The sequence below is a fragment of the Sphingomonas sp. SP1 genome (assembly GCF_058313395.1).
This window is the reverse complement of the sequence record NZ_JBZFLC010000001.1, coordinates 514,413-527,500: the sequence shown is the minus strand read 5'-3', so window position 1 is coordinate 527,500 and position 13,088 is coordinate 514,413. Positions and strand designations below refer to the sequence as shown.

3 protein-coding genes, 1 tRNA gene and 2 rRNA genes (1 of these 6 only partly in view) are annotated in these 13,088 nt (G+C 65.6%); 3 read left to right on the top strand and 3 right to left on the bottom strand.

Translation table 11 applies throughout. The annotated features are described in order from the left end of the window. From AC4GYS_RS02760 to AC4GYS_RS02750, 3 genes are all read left to right on the top strand, one after another. A 23S ribosomal RNA gene (locus AC4GYS_RS02760) occupies positions 1-2,130 on the top strand; it begins 665 nt to the left of the window's first position. Between the two features lie 108 nt (positions 2,131-2,238). Further along, positions 2,239-2,353: ribosomal RNA gene (gene rrf / locus AC4GYS_RS02755) — 5S ribosomal RNA — on the top strand. A 168-nt stretch (positions 2,354-2,521) separates the two neighbouring features. Continuing rightward, positions 2,522-2,598: transfer RNA gene (locus tag AC4GYS_RS02750), tRNA-Met, on the top strand. Positions 2,599-2,712: 114 nt separating this feature from the next. Here the strand turns inward: AC4GYS_RS02750 and AC4GYS_RS02745 are convergent. The 3 genes from AC4GYS_RS02745 to AC4GYS_RS02735 are packed head-to-tail and all read right to left on the bottom strand — an operon-like array spanning position 2,713 to position 13,034. Then, positions 2,713-5,778, bottom strand: a complete 3,066-nt coding sequence (locus tag AC4GYS_RS02745; protein WP_491107578.1) for a CHAT domain-containing protein — start codon at positions 5,776-5,778, stop codon at positions 2,713-2,715. Then, a complete protein-coding gene (locus tag AC4GYS_RS02740; protein ID WP_491107577.1) occupies positions 5,775-11,288 on the bottom strand; it encodes a beta strand repeat-containing protein in 5,514 nt (1,837 codons plus the stop codon). Before AC4GYS_RS02740 ends, AC4GYS_RS02745 begins: the two co-directional genes overlap by 4 nt. A 3-nt stretch (positions 11,289-11,291) precedes the next feature. Beyond that, positions 11,292-13,034: a ShlB/FhaC/HecB family hemolysin secretion/activation protein gene (locus AC4GYS_RS02735; RefSeq protein ID WP_491107576.1), complete on the bottom strand. Its 1,743-nt coding sequence runs from the start codon at positions 13,032-13,034 to the stop codon at positions 11,292-11,294. Positions 13,035-13,088: the final 54 nt, after the last annotated feature.

The window sequence follows — 13,088 nt, the reverse complement described above, 5'->3', positions numbered from 1 at the left end:
GAGTCTGAATAGGGCGATTTAGTTCGATGCATTAGACCCGAAACCCGGCGATCTAGGCATGACCAGAGTGAAGGTGCGGTAACACGCACTGGAGGCTCGAACCGATTAACGTTGAAAAGTTACCGGATGAGTTGTGTTTAGGGGTGAAAGGCCAATCAAGCCGGGAAATAGCTGGTTCTCCGCGAAAACTATTGAGGTAGTGCCTCGGATGTTTTCCTCAGGGGGTAGAGCACTGGATGGGCTAGGGGGTCGCGAGATCTACCAAACCTAACCAAACTCCGAATACCTGAGAGTATAGTCCGGGAGACAGACGGCGGGTGCTAAGGTCCGTCGTCAAAAGGGAAACAGCCCTAACCTACAGCTAAGGTCCCCAAGTCATCACTAAGTGGGAAAGCATGTGGGAATCCCAAAACAACCAGGAGGTTGGCTTAGAAGCAGCCATCCTTTAAAGAAAGCGTAACAGCTCACTGGTCTAAATAAGGGTTCCTGCGGCGAAGATGTAACGGGGCTAAAGTGATGCACCGAAGCTTAGGGTTCGATCGCAAGATCGAGCGGTAGCGGAGCGTTCCGTAGGCCGATGAAGCGGAAGGGTAACCGACCGTGGAGGTATCGGAAGTGCGAATGCTGACATGAGTAGCGATAAAGAGGGTGAGATGCCCTCTCGCCGAAAGCCCAAGGGTTCCTGCGCAAGGCTAATCCGCGCAGGGTGAGTCGGCCCCTAAGACGAGCCCGAAGGGGGTAGTCGATGGGAACACGGTTAATATTCCGTGACCTGGTGGTGTGTGACGGATCATGCAAGTCGTTCTTCCTTATCGGATTGGTAAGGGCGGCGAAGTGGTTCCAGGAAATAGCCCCACCGTATAGACCGTACCCGAAACCAACACAGGTGGGCAGGTAGAGTATACCAAGGCGCTTGAGAGAAGGGTGTTGAAGGAACTCGGCAAATTGCCTCCGTACCTTCGGAAGAAGGAGGCCCCATCTAGACGCAAGTCCTGATGGGGGGCACAGGCCAGGGGGTAGCGACTGTTTAACAAAAACACAGGGCTCTGCTAAGTCGGCTTCAAGACGACGTATAGGGTCTGACGCCTGCCCGGTGCCTGAAGGTTAAGAGGAGGAGTGCAAGCTCCGAATTGAAGCCCAGGTAAACGGCGGCCGTAACTATAACGGTCCTAAGGTAGCGAAATTCCTTGTCGGGTAAGTTCCGACCTGCACGAATGGCGTAACGACTTCCCCACTGTCTCCAACACCTGCTCAGCGAAATTGAATTCTCCGTGAAGATGCGGAGTACCCGCGGTTAGACGGAAAGACCCCGTGCACCTTTACTGCAGCTTCAGAGTGGCTGTGGGAAACAATTGTGTAGAATAGGTGGGAGGCTTCGAAGCCCGGGCGCCAGCTCGGGTGGAGCCACAATGTGAAATACCACCCTGTTGTTTTCTACAGTCTAACCTCGCACCGTTATCCGGTGCAGGGACCCTCTGTGGCGGGTAGTTTGACTGGGGCGGTCGCCTCCTAAAGAGTAACGGAGGCGCGCGATGGTAGGCTCAGGACGGTTGGAAACCGTCTGTTTAGAGTGCAATGGCATAAGCCTGCCTGACTGCGAGACTGACAAGTCGAGCAGAGACGAAAGTCGGTCATAGTGATCCGGTGGTCCCTCGTGGAAGGGCCATCGCTCAACGGATAAAAGGTACGCCGGGGATAACAGGCTGATAACCCCCAAGAGCTCATATCGACGGGGTTGTTTGGCACCTCGATGTCGGCTCATCACATCCTGGGGCTGGAGCAGGTCCCAAGGGTTTGGCTGTTCGCCAATTAAAGTGGTACGTGAGCTGGGTTCAGAACGTCGCGAGACAGTTTGGTCCCTATCTGCCGTGGGCGTCGATACTTGAGAGGAGTTGCCCCTAGTACGAGAGGACCGGGGTGAACATGCCTCTGGTGGACCAGTCGTCGTGCCAACGGCGCAGCTGGGTAGCTATGCATGGACGGGATAACCGCTGAAAGCATCTAAGCGGGAAGCCTCCCTCAAGATAAGGTATCATCGAGCCGTGGAAGACCACCACGTTGATAGGCCGGGTGTGGAAGTGCAGTAATGCATGGAGCTAACCGGTCCTAATTGCTCTGTTCGCGCTTGAGAGTCCCACCATCATCGACAGTTCTGTCGGTGGGGTTTGAGCTCAGCTAGATGACGCCAGTTTTGGTCAGCACGATTTCTAGATATTTGTTCGCACGCCGGCTTCATAGCTTGGTGACCATAGCGCCTGTGACCCACCCGATCCCATCCCGAACTCGGCCGTGAAACCAGGCAGCGCCAATGGTACTTCAGCTTAAGCTGCGGAAGAGTAGGTCGTCGCCAGGCTTTGTAGCCGGCGTGAGAGCAAAACCCATTCACATGTCATGACAAGGCCGCTGCCGGTTGATCCGAGCGGCGGCTTTGTTGTTTTTGCTGCCTTCATTCGCAAGTTGCGTATTGCGGATCGAGGGCAGAGGGCTGCGGCGCAACTGTGTCGTACGTCTGGAATGGTGACGCGGGGTGGAGCAGCCCGGTAGCTCGTCAGGCTCATAACCTGAAGGTCGTAGGTTCAAATCCTACCCCCGCAACCAATATCAATAATGGCCCTCCGGTGACAAGCCGGAGGGCCATTGTCGTATCCGGCTGTCAGCAGCGCTCGATTGGTGCCACTCCGATCCGACGGCACGAACGCGGGGCAGCCCGTTTCAAGGGAAGGCTGCACCGGTTTTGGTGCCCGCAAGCGTGGTCCCCGTCGGCAGCAATGGCTTGGCGCCATCTCCCAGAATGATGAAGGCTGCCCAATAGAAAGGATGGGACGTCTGTTTGTCATCCATAAGGGTTTGCTGCGCCAAGGCCAATGATCCGGCCAGCGGAGAACCTGGCGCGCCTCCGAGCAGGCCGCCCATCAGCCGGCGGGTTGCGCCGAAATCGTCCGGCACGGGCCAATGGCTCGCCACCACCGATCGTGCGCCCGCACCCACAAAGGCGCGTACCAGCCCGTCGAGCGCATAATTGCCCCCTCCGCTGACTCCCGCCTCGCGGCTAGCCGCGACCGTGGCGAGGCCGGCGGTGTCGCAGGCGGAGAGAATGATCACGTCAGCGTCGAGTTTCAGGTCGAAGATCTCACGGAACGAGAGCAGACCGTCGGAATCGCCGCCTCCGAATGAGGTCAGTAGCGCGGGGCGCGGCGGACAGTCAGGCCTCGGCGCCGTCACCAGGCCGTGAGTGGCAAAGTGCAGGATCCGGAAATCGCTCAACTCATTGCCGCGCAGAAGCTCCGTATCGGAAAATGCGGCCCCCGTAATGAGCTGAGAGCGCGCGGCGCCAAACCGCTCCTCGGCGCGCTTGAGCTCGTCGGTCGAGATCGGGGCTTGCCATGCGGCAAGGGGCCAGTCGCAGCTGTCAGCCACCGCCGCCACAGGCCGGGCGGCGGGCACCGCGTTCCCACCCAGGCCAAGATAAAGGCGCCGAGCCGCGGAGGCCGGCACCTGTCGCACATCGAGAAAGCTGCGCGCGCTGACCGCGGTCGAGATTTGCCGGCCGCGCCCGAGCCACGCCACGTTCCGAAAATCATACTCGTCGGCGCCAGCTTGGGAAAGGCGAGCCTTGTATCGCGTGACGCTGGCATCGTCGGTCACCAGCACCGAAACCGGAAGCTGGAGCAGGGCGCCGTCCGGCTCAACGATGAGGTGGCGAACGCCCGGCAGTTCCGCCGCGATCGGCCCCACCAGGCGGGTGAACAAGCTACGCGAACGCTGGATGTCGAAGGGGTCGGTGACTACCTGCCCGTCAGATAAGCGAGCGATGCTGTCGCGCAGCGCGCGCACATCCGCCGCCAGCGCGTCTCGGTCCAGTCCAGCGCGATAGATGCGGGCCGAGGACGGCGTGGCGAACAGTGCGAAGATGTCCGAGCCGGACTCGACAAGTTGCCAATAGGCTTCGCCGGGGCGGAGCTGACGTTGCAGATCCGACAGCTCGACCACCGAACGGCTGAGCGCAAGGTAGCGGGGGTAGGAGCCCAGCCGCGATTGCAGTCCGGTCTGCTCCTCGCGCAGCGCCGCGAGATTGCGTTCGGCCTCGGCCGCCCGGACCCGCTCCTGCGCAGTAGCGTCCGGCCGGGCCTTCAGCTGTGCCAGTTCCTGTTCGGCCTGCGCAATCTCCCGGCTGCGGGCGACCGACAGTCGGAACAGCGACGACGCCTCGTCGCTGCCTTCCGAGAACTGACGCGCTAGGACCGCCTGCGTTTGCGCCACGCCGGGCCTTTGGCGCGACTGCGCCGCCAGGAACATGGCCGTGGCCGCGCTACCGTCGCCGCGCTCTGCAAGCAGTTGGAAATAGGGCCCGAGCAGGCCGCGAAGCGTCGCCCCACCGTCGGGCACGCCATTGCTGTCGCGAACGACCTCGGCAAACAATGCCGCTGCTGCCGGTTTGTCGCCCTGGCGGACCAGCAACGCTGCCTTGCGTGCTCGTGCCGAAAGGAGCGCGGGCGAGTCGGGGTAGACGCGGGCAAGCTCCGCGATCGCCGCGTCGAAGCTGGTGACAGAGCCAGCGCGATCCCCCTTTGCTTCGGCAATCAACGCCTGCTCGATCGCAACGTCGGCGAGCATGAAGGTGGTGGAAACGACCTTGCCGCCGCGGACCGCCTTGATCCGCTGCGCCGCGCTGGCAAGGGCGGCCGATGCGGCCACCAGCCTATCCTGCTGGCGCAAGGCGGTGCCGGACAGCGCCTGGGCCTGCGCATCGAGGATCTCAGCACGCTCGGCCGCCGTCAGGGCGCTGTCGAGGGCCCGCAATTGGCGCGCTTCCTCGCTCTCGTTGTTGAGCTCATAGGAGATCGGGGCGCTGATCTGCCCGACCCGCAGCGCGTCCCGCTCGCTCGTTTTCTCGATCTCCGGTACCGGCGCTGCCAGCTGAGCCAGCGCCTCGTCCGGAGCGCGTCGATTGAGTTCGGCAATGGCGCGATAATTGCGCAGTAAGCGGCGCAGGACGGGATCGGTGGGTCCGATCCGTTCGGCCGCCTGGGCGAATAGCGCGGAAGCCGCGGCGTGGTTGCCGAGGTTCGATTGCTGGAGGCCCTGATTGACCAGTGCTTCGGCCACCGTCAGCGGATCGGTCCGCGCCCGGGCGGCGAGCGTATCGAAGAATTCGGCCGACTCTGCGAACGCGCCGCCGTTGTTGCGATTATAGCCTTCGACCCGAACGCCGGACGATTCCAGCGCGCCGGCCTGGATCCGCGCGAATGCGGCGGGATCGCTGAGATTGGTGGTCGCGACCTTGACCAGCCCGGGTTGCGGACGGTCGTTGACCACGGCAGCGAGCGCCAGCCGAAGGACGCTGTCGTAGCCGGCCAGTCCTTCCGCCAGATACTCCGTCTTCCCGCGGCGGATCGCATAGCGGCGATAATCGAGCTTTTCCGCCGGATCGACGCAGGCGAGGCTGCGCACCGGCCCGATCCCCTCGACCGCTTCGCGGACTTCGGTTCCGCATTGCTGGCCGTCCTTCGGCGCGGCAAGGTCGACGGGCTTGCGGAGCGCCACCACCGTCCCGACCGCGGTTGCGGCGTCCCGACAGGTCAGCCGGTAAGCCCGGTCGAACACCCCGCTCGTGCGAGGATCGAGCGCGGTGAACTGGGCGCTGCACAGCACGCCCTCCGAACCGATCCGGAAGCTGTTGCGGATGGACAGGGGCTCAGCGACAGCCGAAGCGGGGGCGAAGCAGGACACCGCAGACAGAAGCGCGCCAAGCGAGGCATGCAGGCGGGCGGAGATCACTGCTTGCCTCCCCCTTCGATCAGAGCAGAGTTGCCGCTGCCGGCAACGGGTTCCTCGATCAGCTGGTCGGAGCGCAGCGCGCAGTCATTCACCAGGCTGCCGGGCCGCGAGGAGTCACAGGCTTCGTCGCCGGTGAAGAACTGGTCGGACAGCGGCGGCTCCGTGTCAAAGGTAAGATCCGGCCGCGGGGGATCGATCGTGGGTCCAGGATCGATCGTTCCACATGTGGCGGCGGTCAGCAGGCAGCCATTGATGCTGCTGTTGTCGGTGAAGAGCCCCCCGGTGAAGTCCGGATCGGCCGTGATCGCTTTCCACACCGCCGGGCCGGCAACCGTCCCTCCTTCGATCGCGATCTGCCCGTTGATCATCAGTTCGACCAGGCCGTCGGCCCGGGTGCCTGCTGCGGCGAGCGGCACCGTCTGGTCGATGATATCACCGTCGGCGGCCAATAGGCCCGCTGGCACGTCGGTCGTGCTGGTGTTCTGCACCAGAATCTGGTTCGCATCGTACACCGTGATGTCGAAGGCGCGCAGCACGCCCTCCGGTCGCTGCACCGCGGCCGCCTGATTGAGGTCTTCCTGCCGACCGGCGTAGAAGGGGTCGGCGGCCAGTTTGCCGAGGATCTCCTCGTCGGCCGCCCAGACCTGCCCGGCGACGATTTCCAGATAACCCGACAGCTTGCCGCCGCCGTCCGTGATCCCGACCGAACCGGTGGCGGCATTCAGTTCGAAGCGACCGGAGGAAAAGGCGACGGTCTGGTCGAGGGTGAAGCCGGTGGCGGCAAGGTTGCCGTTGACGCGAATGACGCCGGAGCGGCCTTCGGTGCCCGTGTAGAAGGCAAGCGTCCCTTCGCTGCCGATCCGATCGCCACGGACATCGAGGCCGCCGATGAGCATGGTCGGCGCGGCCTCGCCGCCGATGCTGCCGAGATGGATGCTGCCACCGCTGAGCCGGCCAAATTCCGCATTGCTCAGTTGGTAACCCGCGCTGCCCAGCCCATCGCCGATCAGCATTCCGCCGCCATTGGTGGAACGAAGATGGAGCAGCCCGCTCGCCGTCAAGCTTCCCGAGGTGCCGATCGCGAGGTCGCCGGAGGTGACGAGGATATCGTCGGCGGTTACTGCTCCTTCGAATTGGGCGCGTCCGCCGGCCTCGATGGCGACACGACCGGCAGTGACATCGGCAATCGCGAGGTCGGTCGCGGCGCGGATGCTGATGTCGTCACCGCCCAGGGTCACATCGCCTGCGGCCGACACGTCGCCCAGTTGAATGAAGCCGTTGCGGGCCGTCAGGCTCAGGCGCGAACCGCCGGTCAGATTGGCGATGGTGATGGAGCCCGGTGCGGTCAACGCAAACGGGTTGGCGACCTCCATGTTGGCCGCCGTGTAGAAATCCTTGGCGGTCGTGATGTCGGCGGTTCCGGCCCGGATGAGGCCCGCTGCGGAAGGAGGCTCGGCCGTGTCCGGCACGAAATCGGCAGCGCTCAGCTTCAATGTTCCAACGTCAAGCAGGCCGCTGTCAACGAACAGCGACATGCTGCCGCCGGTGGTGAAGGAAAAGCTGTCGATCACGGCCTCGCCGTTGATGACGGCAACATAGCTCGGACCGGCGTTGCCTGCTTCCGAGGCGGCGGAGACGTCGATGGTCAGGCTGGTCACATCCATGTCGGCGTTGCGTACGACAAGGCCGCTGCCGCCCTGGTTGATCGCCGACCCGCCAGCCGTGGTGGCGATGCTGGTCGCCGCAATGCTGCCACCGGTCAGCAGGCCGCGCGTGCCGAAACCGGCCCGATCGGTGACGATGATGTCGACCCCGCCCGGGGCGATCAGCGTGGCGTTCCCGCCAGCTCCGGCAAGGCCGGACGCGCCGCTGCCGGCGCCACCGGTCCCACCGGTCGCATTCGACTGCATGGTGGCGGAGGTGACGTCGACTTTCGCCCCGCGCACCAGCAGCACGGTGCTGCCGCGCTCGGCCCCGCCGCCAGCCCCGCCGTCGGCGCTGCCAAAGCCGCTGCCCGCGCGGCCGCCGGCGCCGCCTGTCCCGTTGGAAGAGGCAAGAACGGTGGTGAAGGTCGCGCGGCCATCGGTCTGGCCGCCGTCTTCGTCGGAGCCGCTTTCGACCCCGAAGGTCACCGCGCCGGCGTCGCCGAAGCCGCCTGCGCCGCCATTGCCCGAAGGTGCCCCAGTTCCGGCATTGCCGCTTCCGCCCGCGCCTCCGGTTCCCCCCACACCGTTCGCGGTCAGCGTCGCGCTGCCGAGCCCGAGGACGCCGTTGCCGGCCGAAGCAAGCACGCTAACCCGCCCGCCGGTCCCGCGCCCGCCGCTACCGCCATTCTGCCCGGCAGCGCCGCTTCCCCCGGCACCGCCGGTGCCATTGGCCGAAGCGATGGCGTTGGGTGTCGTCAGGCTGCTGGGCCCGAAGCTGTCGTTCGTCGCGCGGATGGTCGACCAGCCGCCCCGGCCATTACCTCCCGTTCCACCATTCGCGCCGTCTCCGCCTCGTCCATCGGTCAGGACCGATGCCATTCCGCCGATCGAGATCGCCCCGCCGTCCGCCAGCAGGTGCGCGCCGTCGTCGATCGCCTGCCCATCCTGGAACAGGCCTCCGCCGCGGCCGATACCGCCGGTCACGCCGTCGCCACCGAAGCCGGACGCGTTGGCGGTCAGCTTACCGGCGACGCTGATGCTGCCGCCGTCCAGCGCCTGTATTTCCGCATTCCGGCCGAAACCGTCGCCGCCTTTGCCGCGCACTGAGGCGCCGCCGCGGCCGGTCGCGTTCACCACCAGGTCGGTGCCGACGAAGATCGAGCCCCGGTCGGCGCTGACGATCCCGCTGCCGCCGAGCCCATTGCCGCCGTTTCCGTCGCCGGTCGTCCTGCCGAAGCTTTCGCCGCCATAGCCGCCGACATCGATCGACAGTTTGCCGCCGACGTGAAGGCCGTAGCCTTGGACCTGGCGGGCGTAAGACGCGACCAGCGCGGTTCCGCCCTCGCCGTCGCCGCCCGTGCCGCCACGATCGTTCGGGCCGGCCGAGCCATAGGCTGCGATGGCGAGGTCACCGCCGATGAACAATGGCGTGCCTGCCTGGGCAATCAGGTTGACGTCGCCGCCGAAAGCGTTGCCGCCCGCGCCGGCACTGCCGAGGCCGCCATAGCCGGAAGCGGAGAGATGCAGGTCACCGCCGAATCTAATCGCGTTGCCGGTGCCGGCGGCATTCTTGCCGACCGCGATCGTCCCGCCTTGCCCGACGCCACCCGGGCCGCTGCATCCGCTGCACTCGCCGCCTGATTGGCCCGAGCGTCCGTCGGCGGTCAGGCGCGTATCGCGGGTGACAACGAAGGACGAACCGCCGCCGGTCGCCGAGACGCCGATCTCGCCGCCCGTCCCGTCGCCGCCCTGGCTGCCGCCGCCTCTGCCGGTCACGTCGACGTCGAGCGTGGCATGGCGGATCGAGCCGCCGTCGAGCGCGTCGAACGTCGCGCTGCCGCCCTGTCCGTTGCCGGAATCGAGGCCGAAGGAGGCGAAGCTGCCGAAGCCGAGCGCGGCGATATTCAACGCCCCGGTGGTGATCGCGCCATTGTCCGCGCGGACCTTGACGGCCCCGCCCGTGCCGAGTGCACCGGCCACGCCCTCGCTGTAGACCGGACCGCCATAGCCATTGGCATTGATCCTGGCCGCGCGGATTTCCAGGGACGCGCCGGCTTTTGCAAGCAGATCCACCGTTCCACCGGTGCCGGCCCCAGACGCGCCGGAAACGCCGGTCCCGCCGCGGCCATCGACGTCGATATTGAGCCGCTCGAAGTCGGAACTGTGCCCCTTGCCCGTGCCGCCGGACACCAGCACGGTGCCGCCCCAGCCCTGGCCGCCGCGACCGCCGCAATCCGAGCAGTCCCACGGACCGCCGCCGATGCCCTGCGCGACGATGAATGTTTCATCGTCGATCAGGAAGGATCCCGCAGTCCCGATATTGTCGATCCGTACCGTCCCGCCGGTACCGGTGCCACCCGTTCCGCCGAGTTCATGCAGGTCGCCGCCGCGACCGCTGGCATGGATGAACAGCTCCTCGTCGATCCCGAACGTTCCGCCGTCGGAGGTCTGGAGCACAATCGTGCCGCCGGTCCCGTTGCCGGCGTCCCGGCCGGCCGTGAAGCTGTCGCCGCCAAAGCCATCGGCGGTCAGGAAGACGCGCTTCTCGAAGTCCAGCACGCCGCCGTTATCCGCCAATAGCGAAATGCTGCCGGCGGTGACGTCCTCGGACTCGGTCGACCCGCGGCGGCTGGTATCGGCGGTGAAGTCGCGGTCGAATTGCAGCTTTCCGCCGTTGGTGGCGTAGGCCTTGATGGCGTTCACCGCGGTCAGATCGACAATCGAGTTGAAGGTCGCGTCCTGTCCCACGATGTCGCCACCGACCGTGACCGTGCGCGTGCCCAAGGCGATGCTGTCGCTTGCCCGGGCGTACAGTGCCGAGGTGACGCGGCTGGGGGTAACGCTCATGCTGGCAGTGGCTCCCGCCGCCTTGGCCGGGTTCGCGTCGATCTGTCCGCCGGTGATGTTGTGGCCGGCCGACAGCACTACCGCATTGCCCACGACCTGAGCCGCGCCCGCCACGTCGAAGCCCAGCCTGCCGCCGGCAACGGCCATGGTAATGGCGTCATTCTTGGGCACGGCGACCATGTACACGCGGCGATTGTCAGGATCGCTTCCCTTGGCCGCCCCGGTGATCGCACCCGAACTCGTCAGCTTCTGGCCGGCGCCGCCGGATCCCACGGTAACCTGGATGTCGAACAGTCCGTTGGGGTTGAACGTAATGGTCGCCGCTTCGGCCGCGACCAGCGCGGCGGCCCCGTCGACCTGGGTCGAGCCGGCGTAGTCGATGACCGGCGCCACCATCGCGACATAGTTGCCGCCGCCGGTTGCGGTGATCTGGGCGCCGGCGGTCACCGCCACCGACGACCCCGCCAGCGCCTGGCGGAAGGTGACACGGTTCGTCGCCGTATCGAACCAGTCATTGCTTTCGCCGTCCCAGGGGTCGGAGGTGGTCAGCCCCAGCCGACCGACATCGATCCGCGCGTTGGACCCGAGGATGAGGCCATTGGGGCTGTAGAAGAAGACGGTACCGCCGCGAACGCCATCGACCCGCGAGTTGATGATGCCGTTCAGCGAAACCTTGGCGTCGCCGGTCGGCAGAATGCGATTGAGGACGAAGAAATCGGCCACCCCGCGCCCGTTCTGGAACAGAGCGGTGCCGGAACTTTGGAAGACCTGCACGCCGTTGCTGACGCTGCCGTTGGCATTCCAGGTAATCACCGCCTGCGGACTGTTCAGCGTCACCGTCGTCTTGGCGGAGTTCGGGAGGGCCGGGATGGCGGCTTCCTGCACCACCGAAGCTGACCCGCGGTCGACCGCCCAGCTGCCCTGGAACGAGCCGTCCTGAGCACGCGCCTGGCCGGGCACCAGCAGCGCGGTCGCAATCGCGAGGGTCGAGGTCAGGCAGGCGGTTGGCACACGCATGGCTTATCTCCAGGGGAGCAGTCGGGCGGTCAGCGAAACCAGGAACCTCAGGCCGGGCTTCTGGTCGAAGATGCCGGCCCGCCTCAGCGGCTTGGCGAGGGTCGCGTCGAGCCGCAGGCGATCGCTCAACTCCCCGCGCACGCCGCCTCCGACCGAGTAAAGCCTTTCCGGGCCGCTTTCCCCGTCATCCTTGTTCCAGGCCCAGGCGGCATCGCCGAACACGAAGGGCTGCAGCCGCAAGGCGCTGTCCTTGAACACGGCCAGTCGGGGTCCGCGCACTTCCGCGACGAGGCCGATGCCCCCGTCGCCTAGCAGCGTGCCCGGTTCATACCCGCGCCCGACGGTGAAATTGCCGCCGGTGAATTCCTCGAAACTCAGCAGCGGGTCGAACGCATATTGCGCGCGCGGCGAGACAAAGACGGCGATGTCCCGACCCAGCGCATATTCCCCACTCAATTGCCCGCGGACCAGCGTCGCGGTGGGATCGCCGTCGAACCGACTGGGCGGAACCACGTCGGGATCGAGGCAATCGTCTTTGTCACAGCCGCCGCTGGCGCCGAAGATATCGATCCCCCTTCGCACTTCGAGCGAGCCGCCCAGAATCCAGCGGGGAAAATCGCTGCCGCCGTCCAGCGCGTCGAACGCGGTGCGCAGCCACAGGACGCGCAGCTTGTCGCGGGTGAGCGGTACCAGCAACTCGACGCGCTGGTTCACGATGTCGAGCCCGCCGGACAGATACCAGTTGCGCGATTGACTGCGAACCAGCGGGTAGGACGCGCCGATGGTTGCGAACAGGGTGCGGGCCTTGAGGGCGGGGTCGCTGTCTTCCGCCCCGATGTCGGGTCTGGTCCAGGCGAGCGTCAGCTGCCCGTCGACTACCAAGCCCTCGCTGCCTGGACGGAAGGAATGCCCGGCCTGGAAGATGCGCTGCTCGCGCCAGCCGCCAATCGTGTTGCTGTAGCTGATGGTCGTCACGTCACCGAGGCCGGTCAGCCCGAAAGCCTGTGCCCGTAACTGTCCGGCCCAGCGCCCGGTCTCGCGAGCATTGAGGTTTTGAAGGGTGGCGTCGAGCGAATAGGGGCGACGGATCACCGTCACTTCGCCGATCAATTCTCCCGGCGCGGTTCCCGCCGGCCGAAGCGTCAGTTGCACGTTGTAGCCGGGCAAGTCCCGGGCGAGCAGAAGGTACCGTTCCGCGCGGCGCCGATCGAAGATCTCATCCTCGGCCAATGGCGCCAGATACTGGACCAGCTTGGACTCTGCGCCGCCCGTCTGGCCGCGAGCGCGGATGGCGGTCACCCGGCCGTAAAGGACCTCCAGCCGGACGACGCCGTTCTCGATCCGCTGCACGGGAACCTGGATCGCCGCAAGATAGCCCTTGTCGCGCAGCAGCGTCGCGGCCCGGTCGCGGATTTCGCAAATGGTGCTGACCGGCAATTCGCTGCCCGCAAAGGGGGCCCAGCTGTCCCGCATCTCGGCTGCGGTCGCGCCCTTGAGGTTGTTGAACTGCACCTCGCTGATCGTGACCCGGATATCGGCGAACTGCGGATCGGCCAGGGCGCAGGGCGACCGCTCCACATCTCCCTCGACCGACAGCCTGGGTACAGTCTGTTCCGGAGTGGGCTGGGGGCGAGTGAGCTCATCGCGAGTGGGGGCGATCGTTTGTGACCAGGCCGTCGCCGGAATCATCGCCGCACCTACCAGCGCAGCTGCCGCTCGCCGCCCGCCCCAACAGCCCAGCCCCATCGCTGCCCCTTTTGGTTTAGTGCAGTCACCGGCCGGTACGCGGCGAGTCGTAAC

Coding starts and splice junctions, on each gene's coding strand:
- AC4GYS_RS02735 (WP_491107576.1), bottom strand. CDS start 13,034: ATGGGGCTGGGCTGTTGGGGCGGGCGGCGAGCGGCAGCTGCGCTGGTA.
- AC4GYS_RS02740 (WP_491107577.1), bottom strand. CDS start 11,288: ATGCGTGTGCCAACCGCCTGCCTGACCTCGACCCTCGCGATTGCGACC.